The sequence below is a fragment of the Rhodopseudomonas sp. NSM genome (assembly GCF_052445935.1).
In the GTDB taxonomy this organism is placed as follows: Bacteria; Pseudomonadota; Alphaproteobacteria; order Rhizobiales; family Xanthobacteraceae; genus Rhodopseudomonas.
This window is the reverse complement of the sequence record NZ_JBQTCH010000003.1, coordinates 699,971-725,814: the sequence shown is the minus strand read 5'-3', so window position 1 is coordinate 725,814 and position 25,844 is coordinate 699,971. Positions and strand designations below refer to the sequence as shown.

24 protein-coding genes are annotated in these 25,844 nt (G+C 66.6%); 9 read left to right on the top strand and 15 right to left on the bottom strand.

Annotated features, from left to right (window positions below):
• Positions 1–86 precede the first annotated feature (86 nt).
• Positions 87–335: a hypothetical protein gene (locus tag ACTZWT_RS11695; RefSeq protein WP_322516714.1), complete on the bottom strand. Its 249-nt coding sequence runs from the start codon at positions 333–335 to the stop codon at positions 87–89.
• Between the two features lie 136 nt (positions 336–471).
• Between ACTZWT_RS11695 and ACTZWT_RS11690 the strand changes: the two genes are divergently transcribed.
• The gene (locus tag ACTZWT_RS11690; protein ID WP_444769830.1) at positions 472–1,944 is read left to right on the top strand and encodes an MFS transporter; all 1,473 of its coding nucleotides are present in this window, start codon (positions 472–474) and stop codon (positions 1,942–1,944) included.
• A gap of 54 nt (positions 1,945–1,998) precedes the next feature.
• Here ACTZWT_RS11690 and ACTZWT_RS11685 read toward each other — a convergent pair whose 3' ends face one another.
• Both ACTZWT_RS11685 and ACTZWT_RS11680 read right to left on the bottom strand, forming a co-directional pair.
• On the bottom strand, positions 1,999–2,697 hold the full coding sequence (locus tag ACTZWT_RS11685) for an RlmE family RNA methyltransferase (protein WP_444769829.1): 699 nt from the start codon (positions 2,695–2,697) through the stop codon (positions 1,999–2,001).
• Positions 2,698–2,783: 86 nt separating this feature from the next.
• Positions 2,784–3,854 (bottom strand): Ppx/GppA phosphatase family protein, encoded by a 1,071-nt coding sequence (locus ACTZWT_RS11680; protein WP_444769828.1) that lies wholly within the window; start codon positions 3,852–3,854, stop codon positions 2,784–2,786.
• Positions 3,855–4,073: 219 nt separating this feature from the next.
• Between ACTZWT_RS11680 and ACTZWT_RS11675 the strand changes: the two genes are divergently transcribed.
• Together ACTZWT_RS11675 and ACTZWT_RS11670 are read left to right on the top strand one after the other, a co-directional pair.
• Complete coding sequence (locus ACTZWT_RS11675) at positions 4,074–6,461, top strand: xanthine dehydrogenase family protein molybdopterin-binding subunit (protein WP_444769827.1); 2,388 nt, start codon at positions 4,074–4,076, stop codon at positions 6,459–6,461.
• Positions 6,462–6,500: 39 nt separating this feature from the next.
• Positions 6,501–6,923, top strand: coding sequence for a GFA family protein (locus ACTZWT_RS11670; RefSeq protein WP_444769826.1), 423 nt, complete (start codon positions 6,501–6,503; stop codon positions 6,921–6,923).
• A 172-nt stretch (positions 6,924–7,095) separates the two neighbouring features.
• Here the strand turns inward: ACTZWT_RS11670 and ACTZWT_RS11665 are convergent, their stop codons facing one another.
• Both ACTZWT_RS11665 and ACTZWT_RS11660 read right to left on the bottom strand, forming a co-directional pair.
• Positions 7,096–8,313 (bottom strand): ABC transporter substrate-binding protein, encoded by a 1,218-nt coding sequence (locus tag ACTZWT_RS11665; RefSeq protein WP_444769825.1) that lies wholly within the window; start codon positions 8,311–8,313, stop codon positions 7,096–7,098.
• A gap of 190 nt (positions 8,314–8,503) precedes the next feature.
• The gene (locus ACTZWT_RS11660) at positions 8,504–9,304 is read right to left on the bottom strand and encodes a hypothetical protein (RefSeq protein WP_444769824.1); all 801 of its coding nucleotides are present in this window, start codon (positions 9,302–9,304) and stop codon (positions 8,504–8,506) included.
• 104 nt (positions 9,305–9,408) lie between these two features.
• Between ACTZWT_RS11660 and ACTZWT_RS11655 the strand changes: the two genes are divergently transcribed.
• From ACTZWT_RS11655 to ACTZWT_RS11645, 3 genes are all read left to right on the top strand, one after another.
• Positions 9,409–9,903: a YaiI/YqxD family protein gene (locus tag ACTZWT_RS11655; RefSeq protein ID WP_444769823.1), complete on the top strand. Its 495-nt coding sequence runs from the start codon at positions 9,409–9,411 to the stop codon at positions 9,901–9,903.
• A gap of 10 nt (positions 9,904–9,913) precedes the next feature.
• Positions 9,914–11,725: an ABC-F family ATP-binding cassette domain-containing protein gene (locus ACTZWT_RS11650; protein WP_444769822.1), complete on the top strand. Its 1,812-nt coding sequence runs from the start codon at positions 9,914–9,916 to the stop codon at positions 11,723–11,725.
• 148 nt (positions 11,726–11,873) lie between these two features.
• On the top strand, positions 11,874–12,956 hold the full coding sequence (locus tag ACTZWT_RS11645; RefSeq protein WP_444769821.1) for a D-TA family PLP-dependent enzyme: 1,083 nt from the start codon (positions 11,874–11,876) through the stop codon (positions 12,954–12,956).
• Positions 12,957–13,243: 287 nt separating this feature from the next.
• Here the strand turns inward: ACTZWT_RS11645 and ACTZWT_RS11640 are convergent, their stop codons facing one another.
• The 6 genes from ACTZWT_RS11640 to ACTZWT_RS11615 all read right to left on the bottom strand — a co-directional run bounded on the left by ACTZWT_RS11640 (position 13,244) and on the right by ACTZWT_RS11615 (position 18,959).
• Positions 13,244–14,476 carry an NAD(P)/FAD-dependent oxidoreductase gene (locus ACTZWT_RS11640; RefSeq protein ID WP_444769820.1) on the bottom strand — a complete coding sequence of 411 codons (1,233 nt, stop codon included), beginning with the start codon at positions 14,474–14,476 and terminating at the stop codon, positions 13,244–13,246.
• Positions 14,477–14,842: 366 nt separating this feature from the next.
• Positions 14,843–15,760, bottom strand: a complete 918-nt coding sequence (locus ACTZWT_RS11635; protein ID WP_444769819.1) for an SDR family NAD(P)-dependent oxidoreductase — start codon at positions 15,758–15,760, stop codon at positions 14,843–14,845.
• A 17-nt stretch (positions 15,761–15,777) separates the two neighbouring features.
• The gene (locus ACTZWT_RS11630; RefSeq protein ID WP_444769818.1) at positions 15,778–16,245 is read right to left on the bottom strand and encodes a MaoC family dehydratase; all 468 of its coding nucleotides are present in this window, start codon (positions 16,243–16,245) and stop codon (positions 15,778–15,780) included.
• An 87-nt stretch (positions 16,246–16,332) separates the two neighbouring features.
• Positions 16,333–17,307, bottom strand: a complete 975-nt coding sequence (locus ACTZWT_RS11625) for an NADPH:quinone oxidoreductase family protein (protein ID WP_444769817.1) — start codon at positions 17,305–17,307, stop codon at positions 16,333–16,335.
• Complete coding sequence (locus ACTZWT_RS11620; RefSeq protein ID WP_444769816.1) at positions 17,307–17,927, bottom strand: 2-hydroxychromene-2-carboxylate isomerase; 621 nt, start codon at positions 17,925–17,927, stop codon at positions 17,307–17,309. Before ACTZWT_RS11620 ends, ACTZWT_RS11625 begins: the two co-directional genes overlap by 1 nt.
• A gap of 318 nt (positions 17,928–18,245) precedes the next feature.
• On the bottom strand, positions 18,246–18,959 hold the full coding sequence (locus ACTZWT_RS11615; protein WP_444769815.1) for a glutathione S-transferase N-terminal domain-containing protein: 714 nt from the start codon (positions 18,957–18,959) through the stop codon (positions 18,246–18,248).
• 140 nt (positions 18,960–19,099) lie between these two features.
• Between ACTZWT_RS11615 and ACTZWT_RS11610 the strand changes: the two genes are divergently transcribed.
• Complete coding sequence (locus ACTZWT_RS11610) at positions 19,100–20,122, top strand: methionine synthase (RefSeq protein WP_444769814.1); 1,023 nt, start codon at positions 19,100–19,102, stop codon at positions 20,120–20,122.
• A gap of 338 nt (positions 20,123–20,460) precedes the next feature.
• Here ACTZWT_RS11610 and ACTZWT_RS11605 read toward each other — a convergent pair whose 3' ends face one another.
• The 4 genes from ACTZWT_RS11605 to ACTZWT_RS11590 all read right to left on the bottom strand — a co-directional run bounded on the left by ACTZWT_RS11605 (position 20,461) and on the right by ACTZWT_RS11590 (position 23,060).
• Entirely contained in the window at positions 20,461–21,081 is a 621-nt protein-coding gene (locus ACTZWT_RS11605; protein ID WP_444769813.1) for a hypothetical protein, read from the bottom strand.
• Between the two features lie 273 nt (positions 21,082–21,354).
• Entirely contained in the window at positions 21,355–21,873 is a 519-nt protein-coding gene (gene gpt / locus ACTZWT_RS11600; protein WP_444769812.1) for a xanthine phosphoribosyltransferase, read from the bottom strand.
• Positions 21,846–22,304 carry a PaaI family thioesterase gene (locus tag ACTZWT_RS11595; protein ID WP_444769811.1) on the bottom strand — a complete coding sequence of 153 codons (459 nt, stop codon included), beginning with the start codon at positions 22,302–22,304 and terminating at the stop codon, positions 21,846–21,848. The genes gpt and ACTZWT_RS11595 overlap by 28 nt, the downstream gene beginning before the upstream one ends.
• An 18-nt stretch (positions 22,305–22,322) precedes the next feature.
• The gene (locus tag ACTZWT_RS11590) at positions 22,323–23,060 is read right to left on the bottom strand and encodes a competence/damage-inducible protein A (RefSeq protein WP_444769906.1); all 738 of its coding nucleotides are present in this window, start codon (positions 23,058–23,060) and stop codon (positions 22,323–22,325) included.
• A gap of 210 nt (positions 23,061–23,270) precedes the next feature.
• Between ACTZWT_RS11590 and ACTZWT_RS11585 the strand changes: the two genes are divergently transcribed.
• Together ACTZWT_RS11585 and ACTZWT_RS11580 are read left to right on the top strand one after the other, a co-directional pair.
• Complete coding sequence (locus ACTZWT_RS11585; RefSeq protein WP_444769810.1) at positions 23,271–24,689, top strand: circularly permuted type 2 ATP-grasp protein; 1,419 nt, start codon at positions 23,271–23,273, stop codon at positions 24,687–24,689.
• A 115-nt stretch (positions 24,690–24,804) separates the two neighbouring features.
• Positions 24,805–25,749, top strand: coding sequence for an alpha-E domain-containing protein (locus tag ACTZWT_RS11580; RefSeq protein ID WP_444769809.1), 945 nt, complete (start codon positions 24,805–24,807; stop codon positions 25,747–25,749).
• Positions 25,750–25,844 lie beyond the last annotated feature (95 nt).

Genomic DNA, 25,844 nt, shown 5'->3' with positions numbered 1-25,844 from the left:
GGATATGACGAATCAAAGGGGCCCCTGCCCCTCGAACCACGGCTTTTGTGCTCCCCCGCCATGAATGGACCGCGGGGGGCACAAAGTCAGCGCCGATAGGCCGGCGGCGGGCCGTGCTGGCGGATCGCCTCGACCACTTCGCGGTGCATCCGCTTCTCCTGCCGCATCCGCACCGCGATCAGCGCGTGCAGCGACGGCAGCAGCCACAGCGGGCTGAAGATCAGACCGAGGATCACGCACACCACCAGCAGCGCCAGATTGAACACCGCCGACAGCGGCTGGCCGTTCAGCAGCAGGCCGAGCGGCGGCAGGAAGGCGGCGAGCAGGTAGATCATCGGCGGAACTCCCCCATACGGGCTCCGGCAATGAGCGCGCCGGTCACGCAAGATTTAGGTGCCTCTGCGCCGTCCGCAATGGCGGGCGCTGCGACGCGATGCTACAGGCGGGCTCCCTTCCCCGCCGAAACTCTGCATGAACAAAGAACGACTGATCCCGCTGATCGTGGCCGCCGCGCTGTTCATGGAGAACATGGACGCCACCGTGATCGCCACCTCGCTGCCGGCGATCGCGGCCGATATCGGCACCTCGCCGCTGACGCTGAAGCTGGCGATCACGTCCTATCTGCTGTCGCTCGCGGTGTTCATTCCGGCCTCCGGCTGGACCGCCGACCGGTTCGGTGCGCGCACCGTGTTTTCGGCGGCGATCGCGGTGTTCATGGTCGGCTCGATCGGCTGCGCGCTATCGCAATCCATCACCGATTTCGTCGCCGCACGCATCCTGCAGGGCCTCGGCGGCGCGATGATGACGCCGGTCGGGCGGCTGGTGCTGCTGCGCTCGATCGACAAGAGCGCGCTGGTCGGCGCAATGGCGTGGATGACGGTGCCGGCGCTGATCGGGCCGGTGATCGGCCCACCGCTCGGCGGCTTCATCACCACCTATTTCTCCTGGCACTGGATCTTCCTGATCAACATTCCGATCGGGTTCGCCGGGATCTTCTTCGCGCAGCGCTACATCGATCCGATCCGCAGCGAGAACCCGGAGCGGTTCGACCTTTACGGCCTGGTGCTGGCCGGGATCGGGCTCGCCGGTGTCGCCTTCGGCCTGTCGGTGGCGGGGCTCGGTCTGCTGCCCTGGCAAGTGGTGGTCGCGCTGATCACGATCGGCACGATCTCGATGACGCTGTATGTGCTGCACGCTCGCCGCACCGCCTCGCCGGTGCTGGACTTCTCGCTGCTGCGGCTGACGACGCTGCGCGCCAGCATGACCGGCGGCTTCCTGTTCAGGCTCGGCATCGGCGCGCTGCCGTTCCTGCTGCCGCTGCTGATGCAGATCGGCTTCGGGCTGTCGCCGTTTCACTCCGGCCTCGTCACCTTCGCCTCCTCGGCCGGCGCGATGGGGATGAAGCCGCTCGCAGCAAGGATCATCCGCACCTTCGGCTTCCGCAGGATCATGACGATCAACGCGCTGGTCAGCTCGGTGTTTCTCGCCGCCTGCGCGCTGTTCACGCCAGCGACGCCGCTGCTGCTGATCATGATCATCCTGCTGGTCGGCGGCTTCTTCCGCTCGCTGCAATTCACCGCGATCAACACCGTCGCCTATGCCGAGGTGGAGACCGCGCAGATGAGCCGCGCCACCACGCTGGTCAGCGTCGGCCAGCAGCTCGCGATCTCGGCCGGCGTCGCGATCGGCGCGTTTGCGGTCGAGTCGACGATGGCGTGGCACGGCACCACGACGCTCAGCGCCGACGATTTCGCGCCGGCCTTCGTCGTGGTCGCGGTGCTGTCGGCGCTCTCGGCGTTCTTCTTCTGGCGGATGCCGGACGATGCCGGCAGCGAGATCTCGGGCCGGAAGGCGATCGAGATCTCGAGCCGGAAGGGCGCCGCCGGCGCTGCAGACAAAACGGCGACCGAAGAAACCCAGACCGCGCGTGATCAGCGGCTGTGACCGCGGCGCCGCGCTTGCGCCATGCGGTCGCTGCCAGCGCCGAACCGGCAGTTATTATTCCTGCGGGGCCGGCGGCGTGCCGCGGAATCCCATCGCCAGCACATAGCGCTCCGAGGAATCCTTGCGGCTCGCGGCGGGCTTGACGTGCTTCACGGTGGCGAAGTCGCGCTTGAGCTGATTCATCAGCGTGGCGTCGGCGCCGCTCTGAAACACCTTGGCGACGAAGATGCCGCCGGGCTTCAGCACTTCACTGGCGAACTGTGCGGCGCTCTCGACCAGCCCGACGATGCGGAGCTGATCGGTCTTGCGATGCCCGGTGGTGTTGCCCGCCATGTCGCTCATCACCACGTCGGCGCCGTCGCCGCCGAGCATCTCGCGCAATTTGTCCGGCGCGGCATTGTCGAGAAAGTCGAGCTGCGCGAAGGTGACGCCGGGGATTTCGCCCATCTCCAGCAGGTCGATCGCGATCACCTTGCCGCGGCCGTCCGCCGATCCGATCCGCTTCGCCGCGACCTGGCTCCAGCCGCCGGGCGCGGCGCCGAGATCGACCACCGCCTGGCCGGATTTGAGGAAATGATACTTGTCGTCGATTTCGGTCAGCTTATAGGCCGCGCGCGAGCGATAGCCGTCGCGCTTGGCCTGCGCGACATAGGGATCGTTGAGCTGACGATCGAGCCACAGCTTCGACGACAGCTTCATCCGGCCGCCGCTCTTGACGGTGACGCGCATCCGCCCGGTGGTGTCTTTGGCCATGGCCCTGCTTGAAAATTGGTGGTGGTGGCGCGTTGCTTAGCAGATGAGCGCGGAAAAACCAGCGTGGAACCTGGTCAGGCGATTCCTCAGGCGATTCCTGGCACGCCGTCTTCGCGCATCATTTCGACCAGCATGCCCTCGCGCAGGCCGCGATCGGCCACCCGCAGCCGCGGCAGCGGGAACGCCGCGCGCACCGCGTCGAGGATCGCGCATCCGGCCAGCACCAGGTCGGCGCGCTCGGCGCCGATGCAATGGTTCTGGGCGCGGTCGTGATAGCTCATGCTGCGCAGCCGGTCGATCGTCGCGGTCAGTTCCCCGTCGCTCATCCAGATGCCGTCGACGCGGCGGCGATCGTAGCGGATCAGGTCGAGATACAGCCCCGCAAGCGTCGTCACCGTGCCGGAGGTGCCGAGCAGATGCAGGCCGCCGAGGTCGCCGCCATGCGCGGCCGCGAACGGCGCGACGTGCTTTGCGACCTCGTCGACCATCGCCGCATAGCTGTCCACGGTCACGACCTTGCCGCCGAATTGCTCGGCCAGCGTCACCACGCCGAGCGGAATCGACATCCAGGCCCGGATCCGCGGTGGCAGCTCCGGCCGCGCCGGGTCGCGCGCCAGCCGCACCAGTTCGCTGGAGCCGCCGCCGATATCGAACAGGATCGCGCCGCGCCCGGCGGTATCGACCAGCGGCGAGCAGCCGATCGCGGCCAGCCGCGCCTCGGTCTCGCGATCGATGATCTCGAGATGGATGCCGGTGGCCCGGGCGACCTGGTCGCAGAAATCGTCGGCGTTGGATGCGGCGCGGCAGGCCTCGGTCGCGATCAGCCGCAGCCGTTTGGCTTTGCGCTGCTTGATCTTGTCGCGGCAGATCGACAGCGCCGAAACCGCCCGTGCGATCGCGGCGTCGCTGATCCGCCCGGTCGTGGACACGCCCTCCCCGAGCCGGATGATCCGCGAGAACGAATCGACCACGCGAAAGCCGTCGCCGGTCGGCCGCGCGATCAGCAGCCGGCAATTGTTGGTGCCGAGGTCGAGCGCAGCATAGACGCCGCCATGCGGCGCCATCGATCGGTGCTCGTCCTCGGCAAGCGCGACATTCCCGTACTGCGTGTCTCCGCCGGCCACCAGGCCGCCGCGAAGCCGCGTCTGCTCATCCATCAATTCGGTCTTTCGTGGCCGTCCGGCCGACGTCGAGATCATATTCACGGAAAGTTTAGCAGCGCATCGCCACGGCGCAACCCACCCGCACGGCCCGCATTCCGGATCGTGCGTTGTCGCGCCGCCAGCACTGCATTATCTGAAGATCGTCATCTTTACACGGAAACGGCTGCGAAGACGCGGCTTTTTTGACGTCATCCCACCGCTGGAACGAACCTCATGCAGGACCGCCTTTCGAACGCACCGTCCGACACCGCCATCGCGCTGCAAAAATTCGGTGTCGGCCAGCCGGTGCGGCGCAAGGAGGACGACACCCTGCTGCGCGGCAAAGGCCGCTATACCGACGATTGCAACCTGCCCGGCCAGCTTACCGCGGTGATGGTGCGCAGCCCGCATGCCCATGGCGTGATCCGCGGCGTCGGAACCGAGGCGGCGCGCGGGATGCCCGGCGTGCGCGGCGTTTACACTGGCGCCGACCTCGCCGACGCCAATTATGCACCCTTCACCTGCGGCCTGCCGATCAAGAACCGAGACGGCTCGCCGCTGTTGCAGACCAATCGCCTGCCGCTCGCAACCGACAAGGTTCGCTTCGTCGGCGACCCGGTCGCCTGCGTGGTCGCCGACACCCTGTCACAGGCGCGCGATGCCGCCGAAGCTGTCGAGCTCGATATCGAGCCGCTGGATGCCGTCACCGATGCCGAGGACGCGATCAAGCCCGGCGCGCCGCAGCTCTACGACCACATCCCGAACAATGTCGCGCTCGATTATCACTTCGGCGATACCGATGCGGTCGACAGCGCCTTCGCCTCGGCCGCGCATGTCACTACCCTCGACATCGAGAACACCCGCGTCGCCGCGGTGCCGATGGAGCCGCGTGTCGGCCTCGCCTCTTATGACGCCGAGACGGAGCGCTACACCATCCAGCTCCCGACCCAGGGCGTGTCCGGCAACCGCAACACGCTGGCCAAGCTGCTCGGCGTGCCGAACGACAAGGTCCGCGTGCTGACCGGCCAGGTCGGCGGCTCGTTCGGGATGAAGAACATCGCCTATCCCGAATACATCTGCATCCTGCACGCGGCGAAGGCGCTCGGCCGGCCGGTGAAGTGGACCGACGAACGCTCCTCCGCGTTCCTCTCCGACAGCCACGGCCGCGGCCAGCAGATCCGCGCCGAACTCGCGCTCGATGCCGAGGGCCGTTTTCTCGCCATCCGTCTCCGCGGCACCGGCAATCTCGGCGCCTACATCACCGGGGTGGCGCCGCTGCCACTGTCGCTCAACACCGGCAAGAACATTGGCAGCGTGTATCGCACCCCGCTGCTCGCCGTCGACATCAAATGCGTCGTCACCAACGTCACGCTGATGGGCGCCTATCGCGGCGCCGGCCGGCCCGAGGCGAACTACTTCCTGGAGCGGCTGATCGACCGCGCCGCCGACGAGATCGGCATCGACCGGCTCGCCTTGCGCAAGCGCAATTTCATCAAGCCGGCGCAGCTGCCGTTCACCGCCTGCTCCGGCGTGACCTATGACAGCGGCGATTTCGGCGGCGTGTTCGCGCAGGCGCTGGAGCTGTCGGACTATGCCGGCTTCAGCAAGCGCAAGCGGGAGAGCCGCAAGTCCGGCAGGCTGCGCGGCATCGCGGTCGGCTCCTATCTCGAAGTCACCGCGCCGCCGAGCGCCGAGCTCGGCAAGATCGTGTTCGAGGCCGACGGCACGGTGCGGCTGATCACCGGCACGCTCGACTACGGCCAGGGCCACGCCACGCCGTTCGCACAGGTGCTGTGCGCGCAGCTCGGCGTGCCGTTCGACAGCGTCCGGCTCGAACAGGGCGACAGCGACGTGGTCCACAGCGGCAACGGCACCGGCGGCTCGCGCTCGATCACCGCCAGCGGCCAGGCGATCGTCGAGGCCGCGCAGCAGGTGATCGCCAAGGGCAAGGCCGCGGCGTCGCACATCCTCGAAACCGCCGAAGCCGACATCGAATTCAAAGCCGGCCGCTTCACCGTCGCCGGCACCGACCGCAGCATCGGCATCATGGAGCTGGCGCAACGGCTGCGCGAAGGCAAATTGCCGGAGGACGTGCCGTCGTCGCTCGACGTCGACCACACGTCGCAGGGCGTGCCGTCGGCCTTCCCGAACGGCTGCCACGTCGCCGAGGTCGAGATCGATCCCGACACCGGCGTCACCCGCGTGGTGCGCTACACCGCGGTCAATGATTTCGGCGTGGTCATCAATCCGATGATCGTCGAAGGCCAGTTGCACGGGGGCGTCGCGCAGGGCATCGGCCAGGCGCTGATGGAGAAGATGTCCTATGACGGCGACGGCCAGCCGATCACCGGCTCGCTGCAGGACTACGCGCTGCCGCGCGCCGAGGACATTCCGCCGATGCTGGTCGGCGACCACCCGGTGCCGACCAAATCGAATCCGCTCGGCACCAAGGGATGCGGCGAAGCCGGCTGCGCCGGCTCGCTGGCGAGCGTCGTCAACGCCGTGCTCGACGCATTGAAGGACGTCGGCGTCACGACGCTCGACATGCCGCTGACTTCGGAAAAAGTCTGGCGCGCGATCCGGGATGCGGAAGTCGCCCGGGCGTCATCATCCGCCGCCTAGGATCGCACGGCAGGGTGAGCTCAACGGACGAGACACGACATGGCAAGCACCCCTGAGGTTCGCACAGGCCAATGCCATTGCGGCGCGGTGCGCTTCGAAGTGACACTCAGCGACGGCTTCGAGTCGATCCGCCGCTGCACCTGCTCCTACTGCCGGATGCGCGGCGCCGTCGTCGCCATGGCGGAGGCCGGCGGCATCCGGATCCTGCAGGGCGAGGACGCGCTGACGACCTATCGCTTCCACACGGGCACGGCGCAGCATTTCTTCTGCTCGCGCTGCGGCATCTACACCCATCACCAGCGCCGATCGAATACGAACCTCTACGCCGTCAACGTCGCCTGCCTCGACGGCGTCAGCCCGTTCGATTTCGCCGAGGTGCCGGTGATGGACGGCGTCAATCACACCAACGACACCGGCCAGCCCACCCGCCGCGCCGGCACGCTGCGGTTCATTGCGGAGTGAGTGAGAGCACAGCGCCTCCCCACGCACGATGTCATCCGCGGGCTTGACCCGCGGATCCATCGCGCGCGTAGCGCGCGAAAATGACTTCTTGCGAACAAGATGGATCGCCGGGGCAAGCCCGGCGATGACGATGGTTGTGTAGTTCAGCGCTGGGTCACAACTGCGCGTCCCCTTACTGCGTCTTGACCAGCGGACAGCCGCCGTCCTTCAGCGGGCGGAACGCCTGATCGCCGGGGACTTCGGCGAGCAGCTTGTAGTAGTCCCACGGCGCTTTCGACTCCTCCGGCTTCTTCACCTCGAACAGGAACATCGAGTGCACCATGCGGCCGTCCTCGCGCAGGAAGCCGTTGTTGGTGAAGGCGTCGCGCACCGGCATTTCGCGCATCTTCGCCAGCACCGCCTTGGTGTCCCTGGTGCCGGCCGCCTTCACCGCTTTCAGATAATGCAGCGTCGCGCTGTAGGTCGCGGCCTGGTTCATTGTCGGCATCCGCTTCATCTTGTCGTAGAACTTCTTGCCGAATTCGCGGGTGCGGTCGTTGAGGTCCCAGTAATACGCCTCGGTGATGATCAGCCCGTTCGCCATCTTCAGCCCGAGGCTGTGGATGTCGGAGATGAACATCACGATGCCGGCGAGTTTCTGGCCGCCGGCGACGATGCCGAATTCGGACGCCTGCTTGATGGTGTTGATGGTGTCGCCGCCGCCATTGGCCATGCCGATGATCTTGGCCTTGGACGATTGCGCCTGCAGCAGGAACGACGAGAAATCGGCGTTGTTCAAGGGGTGTCGTGCGCTGCCGACGATCTTGCCGCCGGCCGCCTTGACCACCTCGCCGGTGTCGCGCTCGATCGAATGGCCGAACAGATAGTCCGCGGTGATGAAGAACCAGGTGTCGCCGCCGTTCTTGACGATCGCCGAACCCACCGTGTGCGCATTCGAATAAGTATCATAGGTCCAGTGCGCGGTGTAGGGCGAGCACGACTTGCCGGTGATGTCGGACGACGCGGCATCCGTGACGATCATGATCTTCTCGAACCGCTTCGACATCTCCATCGCGGCGAGCGCGGTGGCCGAGGTCGGCAGGTCGACGATCATGTCGACGCCTTCGTTCTCGTACCATTTGCGCGCCAGCGACGCGGCGATATCCGGCTTGTTCTGGACGTCGGCCGAGATGAATTCGATCGGCTGGCCGAACATCGTGCCGCCCATCTCGGCAATCGCCATCTTGGCGGCCTCGACATTGCCGGCGCCGCCGATGTCGGAATACACCGACTGGAAGTCGCCGAGCAGGCCGATCTTCAGCGGGCCTTGTTGCTGCGCGAACGCTGAAGCGCCGAGCAGCAGCGGAGCGGTGAGCGTCAGTGCCGCTGCCGCACGTTGAATGAAGTGCATGTTTCCTCCGGAGTGTTTTTTGATTTTGTTGGTTCGGCCTTGTCGCCGGCCCGCGCATATGTGGTGTGTGCCCGCCCTCCTGTCTGCCCGAGACGTTCCGATGCTCATTCTCGCAGCCCGCGCGCGAGACGCGCGAGGTCAGAACGTCGCAGCCTGGATCACCAGCGTCCGTGCGACGGAATTGGCTCGACTACGCCGCCGCCAATTCGCGCGGCTGAACGATCGCGATGTGATGGCAATGCGCGATCGGCGTCGTGCCGTTGGCGACGATCAGCGCGTCGAACTCGGCGAAGCGGTGGCCCTTCTTGTCGTAGTTGGCGACCACCTTGGCGCGCGCCGTCAGCGTGTCGTCGCCGCTCGCCGCCGCGAGCAACTGCATCTTCGAGCCGACGTGAATCCACGGACCGAGCACGACATTGTCGACCAGCACCCGATTCATGATGCGCTGCAGCGTGCCGGGATGCACCAGATTGTTCGCGAGATAGATCGGCTCGGTCTCGCGGATCTCGGCGAGATATTCGCGCAGCTTCGCACCGCCCCAGGTCACCGGCGCAGTGCCGAGCCACAGCCCCGGCGCGAACGCTCCGGGACCGATCGGAGGCCGGACCGCGGCCGGCGCGGTCTCGGCATAGTCGCGGAGATCGACCACCGGCGCCCGCTCCGGCAGCGCCGCCGCGCCCGTCGCGCACAGCGCGCCGCGGCTTTCGACCTCGATCGCCAGCGCGCCGTCCTCGTCATGGCCCGACACCGTGGCAGTCTCACCGTCATAGACCGGCTTGACGAACCGCGCCTCGATCAGCCCGCGCTCAAGGAATTCCCGCCCCCAGCGCACCACCGGCAGGTGCATCATATAGGCCATCACCTCGACGCCGGGCACCAGACCGCCGGAAAAGCCGAACCGCTGCGCCACATTGTCGTCGTGCATCTTGTTTTCGGAGAGCTTTGCGGTGTTGAAGGCGCTGACGCGCCAGGGCTCGAGCGGAGCGGCCATGGTTTCTCCCGGTTTGTTCGATCTTGTTGGCGATCGTGTCCGGCGATGCTACGCCAGCGCCGCAGCGGCCGTAAAGCGCCGCGCCAGCCCCCGACCGAGAGCGAATGACCGAAGCCGCGCCCACCCGCATCTATGTCGACGCCGACGCCTGCCCGGTGAAGGACGAGATCTACAAGGTCGCGGAGCGCCACGGCCTGCCGGTCAGCGTCGTCGCGGGCAGTTTCATCCGCGTGCCGGCGCATCCGCTGATCGAGCGGATCGCGGCGGGTTCCGGCATGGACGCCGCCGACGACTGGATTGCGGAACGGGTCCAGCCGGGCGATATCGTGGTCACCGCCGACGTTCCGCTGGCGAGCCGCTGCGTCAAGGCCGGCGCCGAGGTGCTGGCGCCGAACGGCAAGCCGTTTTCCGAGGCGTCGATCGGGATGGCGCTGGCAGTGCGCAATCTGATGACGGATCTGCGCTCGTCCGGCGAGATCACCGGCGGCCCCCGCGGCTTCACCCCGCGCGACCGCTCGGCGTTTCTCGCAGCGCTCGACACCACGATCCGCCGGATCGCCCGCCGCCACCCCTCGCCGCCGGCGCAACCACAGACCTGATGGACCACGAATGGCCCCGCCGCTGATCCAACTCAAAGACATCGCGCTGACCTTCGGCGGCGCGCCGCTGTTCGACGGCGTCGAACTCAGCGTCTCGGCGGGCGACCGGCTCTGCCTGATCGGCCGCAACGGCTCCGGCAAGTCGACGCTGCTGAAGATCGTCGCCGGCCTGATCGAGCCCGACCGCGGCAGCCGCTTCGTGCAGCCCGGCTCGACCATCCGCTATCTGCCGCAGGAGCCGGATTTCGACGGCTTCACCACCACGCTGGCCTATGTCGAGGCCGGGCTCGCGCCGGGCGACGCGCACTATCAGGCCGCGTATCTGCTGGAGCAGCTCGGCCTGCACGGCGACGAGGACCCGTCGCATCTCTCCGGCGGCGAAGCGCGCCGCGCCGCGCTGGCGCGGATGCTGGCGCCCGATCCGGATATCCTGCTGATCGACGAGCCGACCAACCATCTCGACCTGACGACGATCGAGTGGCTCGAAAGCGATCTGGCGCAGCGCAGGGGCGCGATCGTGATGATCAGCCACGACCGCCGCTTCCTCGCCAACCTGTCGCGCGCTACAGCCTGGCTCGATCGCGGCGTGATCCGCCAGATCGACCGCGGCTTCTCGCAATTCGAAGCCTGGCGCGACGACATCCTCGCCGAAGAGGAGCGCGATCAGCACAAGATCGATCGCAAGATCGTCGCCGAGGAGCACTGGCTGCGCTACGGCGTCTCCGGCCGCCGCAAGCGCAACGTCAAGCGGCTCGCCGGCCTGCACGAGCTGCGCGCCTCGCGCCGCGATTATCGCGGCCCGACCGGCAGCGCCAATCTCGCCGCCGCCGAGGCCGACAAATCCGGCAAGCTGGTGATCGAAGCCAAGGGCATCAACAAGGCGTGGGGCGATCGGCCGATCGTCGATAATTTCTCGATCCGCATCAATCGCGGAGACCGCATCGGCATCGTCGGTCCCAACGGCGCCGGCAAGACCACGCTGATCAGCATCCTGACCGGCGCACTGCCGCCGGATTCGGGCAGCATCCGGCTCGGCACCAATCTCGAAATCGCGACGCTGGATCAGCATCGCGACAGCCTCGACGCCAAGACCTCGCTCGCCGAGGCGCTGACCGGCGGCCGCGGCGACCAGGTGATGGTCGGCGGCAAGCCGCGCCACGTCATCGGCTACATGAAGGACTTCCTGTTCAAGCAGGAGCAGGCGCGCACGCCGCTGGAAGCGCTGTCCGGCGGCGAACGCGGCCGGCTGATGCTGGCTCGCGCGCTGGCGAAGCCGTCGAACCTCTTGGTGCTCGACGAGCCGACCAACGATCTCGACCTCGAGACGCTGGACGTGCTGGAGGAAATGCTAGGCGATTACGACGGCACCGTCATCCTGATCAGCCACGACCGTGACTTCCTCGACCGCGTCGTGACGTCGGTGATCGCACCGGAAGGCGACGGCCGCTGGACCGAATATGCCGGCGGCTATTCCGACATGCTGAGCCAGCGCGGCGCCGACCTCAGCCGCGCCCCGGCAAAAGCCGCCAGCGAGGCGAACGAGCCGAAGTCCGCGGCACCGGCCGCCGCGCCCGCGCCGAAGCGCAAGATGACCTTCAACGACAAGCACGCGCTGGAAACGCTGCCCAAGACCATCGCCAAGCTGGAGGCCGAGATCGCCGAACTGCAGAAACAGCTCGACGATCCGCAACTCTACGCCCGCGACCGCGCCAAATTCGACAAGGCCTCCGCCGCGATGGCCAAGGCCCACGCGGCGCTGCACGATTCCGAACAGCGCTGGCTCGAACTCGAAATGCTGCGGGAAGAGATCGAAAGCGCGTGAGGCACCCTCAAACAATGCGACAGCGACATAGTCAAAGTCTCTCCCCGTCATTGCGAGCGAAGCGAAGCAATCCAGAAGCTCCGTGCACTGTGCCTGGATTGCTTCGTCGCTTCGCTCCTCGCAATGACGCAGCTAACGGAGCCCACCCATGACCACCCCGCTCGCCGCCAAGATCGCCCGCGACATCGGCACGCCCGCGGCGGTGATCGACATGGACCGCGTCGAGCGCAACATCGCGCGGGTGCAGGCGCTGTGCGACGCGGCCGGGGTCGCCAACCGGCCACATATCAAGACCCACAAATCGCCTCTGCTGGCGCAGATGCAGATCAAGGCCGGCGCACGCGGCATCACCTGCCAGAAGATCGGCGAGGCCGAGGTGATGGCCGAGGCCGGCATCGACGACATCCTGATCAGCTACAATCTGATCGGCGAGGAGAAGATGGCGCGGCTCGGCGCGCTGCACGAACGCGCGCAGATGATCGTCGCCGCCGACAACGAGGTGGTGATCGCCGGCCTCCCCGCCGCCGCGGCGCGCGCCGGCCGCCCGCTCGGCGTCGTGGTCGAATGCGACACCGGCCGCCAGCGCGCCGGCGTCGAGACGCCGGCGGAAGCGATCGCGCTCGCCCGCGCCATCGCCGCTTCCGAAGGCCTCGTGTTCAAAGGCTTCATGCTGTACCCGACCGAGACCGGCTGGCCGCAGGCGCAGCGCTTCTACGACGAGGCGCTGACCGGCATCCGCGCCCATGGCCTCGACGCGGAAATCGTCTCGACCGGCGGCTCACCGAATTTGAAGAACCTCGGCCAGCTCGAGGGCGCCACCGAACATCGCCCCGGCACCTATATCTACAACGACCGCATGCAGGTCGAAGCCGGCGTCGCGGCGTGGGACGATTGCGCGCTGACGATCTACTCCACCGTGGTCAGCCGCGCCGCACCGGAGCGCGGCATCCTCGACGCCGGCTCGAAAACGCTGACCTCCGACCCCGGCGGCGGCCTCGACGGCTTCGGCCTGATCCTCGACCACCCCGAGGCAAGGATCGCGCGCTTCGCCGAAGAACACGGCTTCCTGGATCTCTCCCGCAGCAACTCCCGTCCCGCCATCGGCGACGTCGTCCGCATCGTGCCCAACCACGTCTGCGTCGTCGTCAACATGCTCGACGAAGTGGTGATGGTCCGCGGCGAGGAGATCGTCGGCATCCTGCCGGTCGCGGCACGCGGGAAGCTGAAGTAACAGCGCGATAGACTGATCGCCTCGCGAACAAACCTCCAGCTCGTCATTCCGGGGCGCGAACGAAGTTCGCGAACCCGGAATCCATATCCCCTGGCCTCGCGTTCAGCACCGCGCTTCCGACATTTCGTATCAATTACTAACGCCAGGGGTTATGGATTCCGGGTTCGCGCTTACGCGCGCCCCGGAATGACGAACGAGAGGATGCTTGCGTTTCGCCGTCACCCTGAGGTGCGAGCGCAGCGAGCCTCGAAGGGCGAAGGCGCGGCACGGCCTAAGTCGTCGTGCGCCTACCGCCCCAGCCACGCCAGCGCGCCCCGCCCCGCGGCGGCGCCGGTCGCAAAACATCCTGTCAGCAAATAACCGCCGGTCGGTGCTTCCCAGTCCAGCATCTCGCCGGCCGCGAACACCCCGCGTAAACGACGTAGCATGTAGGCGTCATCAAGCTCATCGAACGCGATTCCGCCCGCGGTCGAGATCGCCCGCGCGATCGGCGCGATGCCGGTGAGCCGCACCGGCACCGTATTGATCAGCGCCGCCAATTCCGTCGGCGACATCGCCGCCAGCGACAGGCCTCGCGCCCGCGCCGCTTCCTGCAGCAGCCCGATCCCCGCCGGCGCCAGTCCGGCCGCCTTGCGCAAGTAAGTCGACAGCGATTGCTTGCCCTTCGGCTTGCCCAGCCGCGCCGCCAGTTCATCGGCGGACAGATCCGGCCGCAGCGCGATCGTCAGCGTCGCCGCGCCGTCTGCGAGGACGGCATCGCGCAAGCTCGCCGACAGCGCATAGACCGCGCCGCCCTCGAGGCCGCCTCTGGTGACGATCGCCTCGCCGCGCAGGCTGTGCCCGCCGAACGACAGCGCGAGGTTCTTCAGCGGCGCGCCCTGATACTCGTCGACAAACACATCCGACCAGTCGACCAGGAAGCCGCAATTGGCGGGCTTCAGCGGTGCGATCGCGACGCCCTTCGCGGCGAGCCGATCGACCCAGCCGCCGTCGGAACCGAGCTTCGGCCAGCTCGCGCCGCCGAGCGCCAGCACCGTGGCTCGCGCTTCAACGGCACGCACGCCGCCGAACGTGTCGAACAGCAGCCGGCCGTCGTCGTCCCAGCCGCTCCAGCGATGCCGCAGCTGGAGTTGCACGCCCTGCCCGTCGAGCCGGCGCAGCCAGGCGCGCAGCAGCGGCGAGGCCTTCATCGCAACCGGAAACACCCGGCCGCTGCTGCCCACAAAGGTCGGCTGCCTCAGTTCCTCCGCCCAGGCGCGCAGCGCATCGGGCGGAAACGCCTCGATCGCCGGCGCAAGCCGCGCCTGCGCGTCGCCATAGCGCGCGAGGAACTCCGGCAACGGTTCGCTGTGGGTGAGATTGAGCCCGCCGCGCCCGGCGAGCAGGAATTTTCGCGCGGCCGAACTCATGCCGTCGAACACGGTCACGCGCGCGCCGCCTTGCGCAGCGGTCTCCGCTGCCATCAGCCCGGCGGGACCTGCGCCGATCACGGCGACATCGATGTCGAGAATGTCAACCACGGCTGCCTGCGCTGCAAATCATCCGGCCCTTATACACGAACCGGCAGGCGGGCAGAGATTCCGGGTTCACCTCAGAGTTCGTCATTCCGGGATGCGCCCCTTGGGGCGCAGGCCCGGAATCCATATCCCCTAGCGGTGGTTATGGATTCCGGCTTCGCGCCGATGGCGCGCCCCGGAATGACAAGTTGAAAGACGATCGCTTCCCCTCTCCGTCATTCCGGGGCGCTCGCGCAGCGAGCGAACCCGGAATCCCGCGATGTTCTGCAATCAGAGATTCCGGGTTCGCGCTGCGCGCGCCCCGGAATGACGAGTTGAAAAGCTGCGGCCCAAGGCGAGCGAAAACCCGCATTCGGCCGCCCCCTCACCTCACATCTTGATGCCGAGCCGCGCCGCCGCCTGCGCGACGTATTTCTGCGTCTGCTGGAATGCGCCTTCCAGCGCCTGGGCCTTCGACGAATCGTCGATCTCGGCGAAATGCGCCGCGATCGCGTCCGGGGTCCATTCGTCTTCCGGCAGGTTGATGCCTTCGGTCTCGATGATCTTGATCACCGCGAACGAGCCCGCGCCCGCGCCCATGATTGTGCGGGTCGGCGCGTTCTCGCCGAGCAGGAACAGCACCGCCGGGGTGATCGCCTCGGGCTTCATCAATTGCAGCGCCTGGGGCGGCAGCAGCTCTTCGGTCATCCGGGTCGCGGCCGTCGGCGACACGGTGTTGATGCGGATGTCGGACTTGCGGCCTTCCTGCGCCAGCACGTTCATCAGCCCGACGATGCCGGCTTTCGCCGCGCCGTAATTGGCCTGGCCGAAATTGCCGAACATGCCCGACGACGAGGTCGTCAGCACGATGCGGCCGTAGTTGCGCTCCTTCATGCCGTCCCACACCGCCTTGCAGCAGTAGAACGTGCCGGCGAGATGCACGTCGATGACCTTCTGGAAATCGCTCAGCTCCATCTTGCCGAAGGATTTGTCGCGCAGGATGCCGGCGTTCGCGACCATCAGATCGACGCTGCCCCACTCCTTGGTCGCCTTGGCGACCATCGCCTGGACCTGCTCGTAGTTGGAGACGTCGGCGCCGTCGGCCATCGCCGTGCCGCCGGCCTTGCGGATCTCCTCGACCACGGTCTCCGCCGCGGTCATCGAACCGCCGGTGCCGTCGCGCGCGCCGCCGAAATCGTTGACCACAACTTTGGCGCCGCGCGCCGCGAGGCCCAGCGCATGCGCGCGCCCCAACCCATTGCCCGCGCCGGTGACGATGGCGACGCGTCCGTCGAACCTGATAACCATGTGTGTTGTTTCCCGGATTATTGTTCGAAGTAGATCAGGCCGAGCCAGTCGGCCACGAGCGCGGAGCGTTTCTCGCCCTCGATCTCGACATTGACGCTGGTACGCGACAGCAGTTCGCCCGGCTTGCGCCACGTCGCTTCGGCCAGCATGAAGCGGCCGCGCACGCGCATGCCGGCTTTGACCGGCGAGATGAAGCGCAGCCGGTCGAAGCCGTAATTGACGCCCATGGTGACGCCCTTGATCTTTGGCATCGCCTCGTAGGAGAACACGCTCAGCATCGACAAAGTCAGGAAGCCATGCGCGATGGTCGCGCCGAACGGCGTCTCACGCGCGGCGCGTTCCGGATCGACGTGGATGAACTGCCAGTCCTCGGTGCAATCGGCGAATGTATCGATCCGTTTCTGATCGAGAACGTGCCATTCCGACACCCCGATCTCGGTGCCGACCAGCTTCATATAGGCGTCGCGTTCGATTTCAGCGCTCATTCAGTCCTCGTTGTTTTGCGCTGCATTCCACATTGCGAAACCCGCGCCAAGCGAAATTTTCGCGCGGCGCGGATCGCAAATTCCGTGTTACGGCAGCAGCGCCACCCGGCCGATCGCGCGGCGCTCGATCAGAAGCCGCATCCCTTGCGCCCATTGCGCGAGCGGCAGCCGATGCGAGACGTTCGGGCGCAGCACGCCCTTTGCCGCCAGATCGAGCAGCGCGGCGATGCGTCGTTCGCCGAGCGCGGGATCGCGCCGCACCGCCTCGCCGGCGCGGACGCCGATCACGCTGGCGCCCTTCATCAGGATCAGATTGGTCCGCGCGAGGCCGATCCCGCCGGTGAAACCAACCACCAGCAGCCGCGCGCCCCAGTTGATACAGCGCACGCTCTGTTCGAAGATCTCGCCGCCGACCGGATCGAACACCACATCTGCGCCGCGCCCCTGCGTGATGCGTTTCACGGCATCACGGAACGGCTCGGCGCCGTACAGAATGCCGTGATCGGCGCCGCGGGCGCGCGCCACCGCGAGCTTCTCCTCGGACGACGCCGCCGCGATCACGGTGGCGCCGAGATATTTGCCGAGTTCGACCGCGGCAAGCCCGACGCCGCCGGCAGCGCCGTGCACCAACAGCACCTCGCCGGGCTTCAACTGTCCGCGATCGACCAGGCCGTGCCAGGCCGTGCCGTGGCCGGCGAGATAGGTCGCGGCTTCGGCGTAGTCGAAGTTCGGCGGCATCGGCGTCAGCTGCGACGCCGCCACCGCCACTTCCTCGGCGTAGGCGCCGAACCGCAGCTTGACGATGACGCGATCGCCGACCTTCACGTCGCCGACGCCCTCGCCGATCTCGATCACGTCGCCGGCCGCCTCGACGCCGGGAATGAACGGCAGCTCCGGCTTGAGCTGATACTCGCCGGCGCACATCAGGATGTCCGGAAAGTTGATGCCCGCGGCACGGATCGCGACCCGCACCTCGCCGGGCTTCAACGCCTTGCGCTCGAACTCTTCAAGCCGCAGCGCCTCGGGCGGACCGAGTTCGCGGCACACCACTGCCTTCGGCATCAGGCCGCGCCCGCTTTGCGGCGCATCAGCGCCTCCCGCACCAGCGGCAAGCGATCATTGCCGAAATACATGTCCGTCTTGTCGACGAAGATCGTCGGCGAGCCGAAGCCGCCGCGCGCCATCACCTCGTCGGTGTTGGCCTTGAGCTGATCCTTGATCGCGGGCTCGCCGATCGCTGTGAAGAATGCCTGCGGATCGAGGCCGACGCGGGTGCAGATCGCGCTCAGCACCTCGTCCTTGGAAATATCCTGATCGTCGCCCCAATAGGCCTCGAACACGGCGGTGGCGAACGGCGCCATCGCGTCGGGCTTGTCGCGCAGCAGCCATAGGCAGCCGCGCATCGCTTTCACGCTGTTCACCGGAAACACCGAGGGCGGCATCTTGATGGCGAGGCCGGCCGAGCGCGCCCAATCGCCGAGGTCCTTCAGCATGTAGCGCGCCTTCAGCGGCACCGGCGTCTTGCGCGATTCATAGACGCTCGGATTGACCGAGTTGAAGATCCCGCCGACCAGGATCGGCCGCCAGGTGATCTCCTCGCCCATCTCCTTCGCCAGCGGCTGGATGTTGTGGAAGGCCAGATAGGTCCACGGACTGGAGCAATCGAAGAAGAATTCGAGCATCGGGGTTTCCTTTTGTTGTTGTTACTTGTTGTCTCTCGATTCGTCATTCCGGGGCGCGCGCAGCGCGAACCCGGAATCCATACCCCCTATCCTCTCGTTCAGGCAAAGCGCAACCGACGCCCTGCTCCGACGCTCAAGCTGCGGCGTATGGATTCCGGGCTCGCGCCTCCGGCGCGCCCCGGAATGACGAGCGTTGATACTCGTTGTGTCGTCATCAACAAGCACCCACCGTCATCCCCCGCGAAAGCGGGGGATGACGGGTGTGGTTGTTGATCGCGCGTGCATCACGTCGTCCGTATCCAGTGCTCACCACTACTCTCACTGCTGCTGCGCGCCCTGCGCGTCCGCATGCGCCGGGCCGTCGACGCCGAACAGCAGCTTGCGCGCCTGCTCGTCCATCGGCTTCCTGTCCTCCTTGCCGAGCGCCAGCCCAGCCTGCAGCTTCGGCCGCGCGCGCAACAGCGCGTACCAGCGTTTGACGTTCGGATAGTCATCGAGCGACAGCCCCTGCGCCTTGTGCGTCATGATCCATGGAAAGCACGCCATGTCGGCGATCGAATAGTCGCCGGCGATGTGGTCGCGATCCGCGAGCCGCGTCTCGAGCACGCCGTACAGCCGCTTGGCCTCGCGCGTGTAGCGCTCGATCGCGTAGGGAATCTTCTCGGGCGCATACAGCAGGAAGTGGCCGTTCTGGCCGAGCATCGGCCCGAGCCCGGCCATCTGCCACATCAGCCATTGCATCACCTCGAAGCGCGGCCGCGTCGCGCCCGGCATGAACTTCCCGGATTTTTCCGCCAGATAGATCAGGATCGCGCCGCTCTCGAACATGCTGAGCGGCGCGCCGCCGTCGGCGGGCGCGTGATCGACGATCGCCGGCATCCGTCCGTTCGGGCTGAGCGCGAGAAATTCCGGCTTCAACTGGTCGCCGCGGCCGAGCTGCATCGGCACCATTTTGTACGGCAGGCCGCATTCTTCCAGCATGATCGAGATCTTCCAGCCGTTCGGCGTCGGCGCGTAATGCAGCTCGATCATGCGGGCTCCCTTCACGGGTTGATTTTTGCACATCCTAGCCCGGCCGCGCCGGGCTTGTCACCTCGGTCTCGGCCCCCTATCCGCGACGCGGCGAACATGGCAGAGAAGGCCGCAACGACGTGTCCCAGGGAGAAGGCCCGATGCTGTTTCCGACCACGATCGCAGGCTCCTTGCCGAAGCCGGAATGGCTCGCCGAACCCGACAAATTGTGGGCGCCGTGGAAATCCTCCGGCGCGGAACTGCTGCGCGCCAAGCGCGACGCGACGATTCTCGCGCTCAAGCTGCAGGAGGATTCCGGCGTCGATATCGTGACGGAAGGCGAGCAGGCGCGGCAGCATTTCGTCCACGGCTTTCTCGAAGCGGTCGAAGGCATCGATTTCGCCCACAAGGTCGAAATGGGCATCCGCAACGATCGCTACAAAGCCATGGTGCCGCAGGTGGTGGCGCCGCTGCGGCTGAAGGGCCGCGTCCACGAATTCGAGGCACTGGTCGCGCGCGCGCATACGAGGCGGCAGATCAAGTTCACCCTGCCCGGGCCGATGACGATCATCGACACCATCGCCGACAAGTACTACGGCGACCGCGTGAAGATGGCGTTCGCCTTCGCCGAGCTGCTCAATCAGGAAGCCAAGGCGCTGCAGGCCGACGGCATCGACATGATCCAGTTCGACGAGCCGGCGTTCAACGTCTACATGAGCGAGGCGGCCGATTGGGGCGTCAAGGCGCTGGAGCGCGCCGCGGACGGTCTCACCTGCGCCACCGCCGTGCACATCTGCTACGGCTACGGCATCAAGGCCAACACCGACTGGAAAGAGACCCTCGGCGCCGAGTGGCGGCAGTACGAACAGATCTTTCCGGCGATCGATGCCAGTCCGATCCAGCAGGTCGCGATCGAGTGCCGCAATTCGCGCGTGCCGCTGGAATTGCTGTCGCTGCTGCCCGGCAAGATCGTCCAGGCCGGCGTCATCGACGTCGCCAGCGACGCGATCGAAACCGCCGACGACGTCTGCGCCACGATCGAGGCGGTGATGCAACACGTGCCGAAGAGCAACATCGTCGCCACCACCAATTGCGGCATGGCCCCGATGCGCCGCGACATCGCCGAAGCGAAGCTGGCGGCGCTGGGCAAGGGCGCGGAGTTGGCGAGGAAGCGGTTCGGGTAAGCTGCGATCCTCCGCACGACCAGCCGCAGAACCGTCATCCTGAGAGCCTGCCCCGGACTTGATCCGGGGTGCGCGCCCTTGCGCGCCTCGAAGGATGCGGCGCCGGGCACAAGCGGCCATCCTTCGAGGCCGCCGCTTCGCGACGGCACCTCAGGATGACGGCCTGGTTGTTTCGCAACCACCCTCTCGTCCGTCATTCCGGGGCGCGCGCAGCGCGAACCCGGAATCCATACGCCCTGTGCTCGTTATCTGATTGCAGCTTCTGTGCGCCACCGCGCGCACAGGGGCTATGGATTCCGGGCCTGCGCCGCTGCGCGGCGCATCCCGGAATGACGTGGTTAGGTGGTGCGCGTACTTGCGTGCAGCGCAGGTCGATAGCCCGCGTCGAGCGTACGCAGCGTCGAGGGCGGTGTAAGTAACAAGGCGTCGTCCAGCGGCTGGTCGACGGCTCGATAGCCCGCGAACGACCAGCGCAGCGCCCGGCCCTGGCTGATCAGGTAGCTGTCGCCATCCGCCATCACCATCGCCCCGTCGGGCAGCTCATCCACCGCGCGCGGCAGCGGATGCAGCCGCTTCGCCCTGCCGTCCAGCCGCTCGCGATGCAGCGCGGCGTCGATCTCTTTCGCGCCGACGCGCGCGAGGCCGTTGCCGCGCGCCCACGCCGCAGCAAAAGCGTTCGCGTCGTTACGGCGGCAATAAAAGCACGGCCGATGCCCCGCCGCGAGCGCGGTCGCTTCATCCAGAAAGAACAGCTCGGTCCAGCTTCGCGTCGCCATCACCTCGCGGCGGCGACCGCGGAAGTCGCAGACGCAGGTGATCCACGCCGGGCTCGACCAGCGCCGCGTCAGCAGCGTCCTGGTCGCCGGGTCGTGAATGATGCCGCGATTGCCGGTGAACATCCCGCGGCTCGCCACCGCGACGATCTCGCCGAACGGCGTCACGCGATTCTGCAGCGGCATGGTGGGCTCCACAAACACAAGACGAGGCCCTCTCGGAGCGTCATCGCGATTCCGCGCGTGGTGCAGGACCTCTCCGCGCGCACCGCCGGCTCCTTCTCCCCGCGCGCGGGGAGAAGGCTGGGATGAGGGGGCGCCTCGACGCGGCCGCGCGCTGCAATGTCGGCACCACCGAGCGGCGCGCGCCACCCGAATTGCGAGAAGCTCGGACTCGTCGCGGCGCCCCCTCACCCGGATTGCTGCGCAATCCGACCTCTCCCCGCGCGCGGGGAGAGGTTAGGCCGCGCCGTCCTTCAGCGGCGGCTGGAAGCTGAGGCCGGTGTCCCAGGGGAAGAAGATCCAGGTGTCCTGCGACACTTCCGTAATGAAGGTGTCGACCAGCGGCTTGCCCTTCGGCTTGGCGTAGACGGTGGCGAAATGCGCATCCGGCAGCAGGTCGCGCACCATCCGCCCGGTCTTGCCGGTGTCGACCAGGTCGTCGACGATCAGCAGCCCCTTGCCGGTGCCGCCGCCCAGCGCCGCGGTCTGCTCGGAGACGCCCTTCAGCACCTGCAAGTCGCCCTGCCGGTCATGGGCGTAGCTCGCCACGCAGATCGTATCGATCACCCGCAGCCCGAGCTCACGCGCCACGATCGCCGCCGGCACCAGCCCGCCGCGGGTGATGGCGATCACCGCGTGAAACGGCCCGACCTCGTTCAGCCGCCAGGTCAGCGCCCGGCAATCGCGATGAAACTGGTCCCACGACACCGGAAACGGCCGCCGCTCCGCTACGCCTGCTTCTGCGCTGCCGTCCATGCCGTCTCCGTCGCCATCCTGCGAATCACCGCGGTCGCGGTACCGGTCGCCACCACCCGGTCGTCCTGCAGCAATTCGCCGCTGAGCTGGCAGATTTGCCTGCCCCGCAATAGCACGCGGCCGATGCCTTTCAGCAGCCCGATCCGCGCCGGGCGATGGAATTGCACATTGAGATTGACGGTCGGCGCGAACTCGTCGGGATCGAGGGTCGCCACCAGCGCCGGCCCCATCGTGTCGTCCAGCATCGCGGCGAGAAAACCGCCCTGGACGTGGCCGGCGAGATTGAGAAACGCCGGCGTGGCCTCGAATTTCACTTCGATGCCGCCGGTTTCGGGGGTGACGCGGAGAAATTCGATTCCGAGGGTCGTGGCGCAGGGCGGTGGGGGCAATCGTCCGTCTGCGATCTTCCAGAACACCGATTCGCTGTTCATAATTCCTCCGTGCTGAAATTATTCGGTCGCGTGCAATTCCGCCAACATCCGCTTCACCGCGCTCATCGCCTGCTGCAATTTCTCGGGATCGCGCGAGCGGACCACCAGATTCGTATTCGGTTTGCGTCCCTCGTCGAGGAACGGGTAGCTGCCGATCATCGTCTCGGGGTGAGCCGCAGCGATCTCCCGCAGCGGTCCGCCAATGTCGCCTTCGCGCGCATTGGCCTGAATCGATTCGGACAGCATCTTCACTCCGGACTTCAATTTCGGCGCGACGATGTCCATCATCGCCTGCATGATAGACGGCACCCCGGCCATCACGATGACATTGCCGATCTTGAAACCGGGGGCGATGATGGTGGCGCTCTGGATCAGTTCGGCGCCGTCCGGAATCCGCGTCATCCGCAGCCGCGCCTCGTTCAGTTCTGCTTCGGAAAATCGTTCGCGGAACCGCGCCACCACCTCGGGGTGATAGCCGATGCCGACGCCGAACGCCTTCGCCACGCAGTCGGCGGTGATGTCGTCATGGGTCGGGCCGATTCCGCCGGTCGTAAACACATAGGTGTAGCGGCCGCGCAGCGCGTCCAGCGCCTCGATGATTGCCTCCTCGTCGTCGGCGACCACCCGGACTTCGCGCAGGTCGATGGCGATATTGGTCAGATATTCAGCGATGAAGCCGATGTTCTTGTCCTTGGTGCGGCCGGACAGGATCTCGTCGCCAATCACCAGGATACCCGCTGTGACGATGTCGCTCATGACTTCCCTTGTCCCTCCCGGCCGTGCCCGGCCGTCTAATCTTACCGGCTGACGCTTAAATATGCAGCGCATCGCCCGTTTTTCGGGCAGCATCATGGACCGGCCCCATAAATCGGTCCACTCCATCCATATCGCGCTGGCCCGGGCCTTGCTACCATCGTGTTCCGTGCTGCACTCTGGCGCGAACACCTCGGGAATCAATTTAGCGACATGGCAGTTGCGTTCGATGAAATGAATGGCCTCGGCGGCGAGCTTCGCCAGGCCTATCAGGAACTATCCCGCTGGCTGAGCGAGACGCCGCCCGAGTCCCTCACACATCGGCGTCAGGAAGCCGAACTGCTGTTCCGACGGATCGGCATCACCTTCGCGGTCTATGGCGACGCCGAGGCGCAGGAACGGCTGATCCCGTTCGACGTGATCCCGCGAATCCTGTCCGGGCGCGAATGGGCGCTGATGGAACTCGGCCTGAAGCAGCGGGTGCGCGCGCTCAACATGTTCCTGCGCGACATCTATCACGGCCGCGACATCCTGCGCGCCGGCATCATTCCCGACGACCTGATCTTCCAGAACCCGGTGTTCCGGCCGGAGATGAACGGCCAGGCGGTTCCGCACGACGTCTACGTCCACATCGCCGGCATCGATATCGTCCGGGTCGACGACGAGAATTTCTACGTGCTCGAGGACAATGCCCGGACCCCGTCCGGCGTGTCCTACATGCTGGAAAACCGCGAAGTCATGATGCGGCTGTTTCCGGACCTGTTCGCCCGGCACCGCATCGCGCCGGTCGAGCGCTACCCGGACGAGCTGCTGACGGCGCTGCGCTCGGTCGCGCCGGCGCATTCCTCGTCGGAGCCGACCGTCGCCCTGATGACGCCCGGCGTCTACAATTCGGCCTATTACGAGCACTCGTTTCTGGCCGACAAGCTCGGCGTCGAGCTGGTCGAGGGCCGCGATCTCGTCGTCAAGAACGACGAGGTGTTCATGCGCACCACCGAGGGCCTGAAACGGGTCGACGTGATCTATCGCCGGGTCGACGACGACTTCCTCGATCCCCTGACCTTCCGCCCGGATTCCGCGCTGGGCGTGCCCGGGCTGATGTCGGCCTACCGCGCCGGCAACGTCACGCTGGCGAATGCGGTCGGCACCGGCATTGCCGACGACAAGGCGGTGTACAGCTACATGCCGGACATCGTGAAGTTCTATCTCGGCGAGGAGCCGATCCTGAAGAACGTCCCGACCTGGCGCTGCCGCGAACCGGCCGACCTCGCTTACGTGCTGGATCATCTGTCCGAGCTGGTCGTCAAGGAAGTCCACGGTTCCGGCGGTTACGGCATGCTGATCGGCCCGGCCGCCACCAAGGCGACGATCGAGGCGTTCCGCGACAAGCTGAAGCGCGAGCCGGAAGGCTTCATCGCGCAGCCGACGCTGGCGCTGTCGACCTGCCCGACCTGCACCGAAGCCGGCCTCGCCCCGCGCCACGTCGATTTGCGCCCGTTCGTGCTGACCGGCCGCGACCACGTCACCATCGTCCCCGGCGGCCTCACCCGCGTCGCGCTGAAGGAAGGCTCGCTGGTGGTGAATTCCAGCCAGGGCGGCGGCACCAAGGATACGTGGGTGCTGGATGAGTAAATTCGCAAAACAGGGGGCGTCATTGCGAGCGAAGCGAAGCAATCCAGGGCCGCAGGACCGCATCATCTCCTCTGGATTGCTTCGTCGCTTCGCTCCTCGCAATGACGGATAGAGCATGCTGTCGCGTACCGCTGAAAACCTGTTCTGGCTCGCCCGCTATGTCGAACGCGCGGAGTATCTCGCGCGGACGATCGACGCGACGCTGCGCGTCACCGCCTTGCCCAACACCTATTCCGGCCAGGGCAACGAGTGGGATTCGGCGCTGCTGACTGCCGGCGTCGCCGGCAGCTTCTACAAGCACTACGAGGAGGCCAACGAGACCAATGTGGTCGAGTTCCTGTCGTTCGCCGCCACCAACCCGTCGTCGATCCGCAGCTGCATCGAGGCCGCGCGGCTGAATGCGCGCTCGGTCCGCACCGCGCTGACCGGCGAGATGTGGGCGACCATCAACAGCGCCTGGATCGAGCTGCAGGAGAACTGGAGCAAGGGCACCAAGACCCGCGAGCAGCTCACCGGCTTCCTGCGCTTCGTGCAGGAGACCTCGCTGCGGTTCGACGGCTCGGCCTACCGCACCATGCTGCGCAACGACGCCTACTGGTTCTCCCGGCTCGGCGTCCACCTCGAACGCGCCGACAACACCGCGCGGATTCTCGACGTCAAATATCACCTGCTGCTGCCCGAGCAGGAACACGTCGGCGGCCCGCTCGATTACTATCAGTGGTCGTCGATCCTGCGCTCGGTGTCGGCGCTCACCGCCTATCACTGGGTGTATCGCCAGACGCTGAAGCCGTGGCTGATCGCGGATCTCTTGATCCTCAACGACTCGCTGCCGCGCTCGCTGGCCTCCTGCTACGGCAATCTGGTGCGCAATCTCGACCAGATCGGCGTCGCCTATGGCCGCCAGGGGCCGGCGCAGCGCCACGCCCGCGGCATCCGCAACCGGCTCGAGCATTCCGAGATGGAAGACATCTTCCAGCGCGGCGTGCACGAATTCATCCAGGAGTTCCTCGCCGACAACAGCCGCCTCGGCGAGATCGTGGCCAAGCAATACCTGATCTAAAGCATGGTGCAGCCACGCAAATCCGAGTTCCCGGGCGGGATCATGCGCGCCCGAGAAATCCGCGAACAACGGCGATTGACGACGCGTCCTCGCGC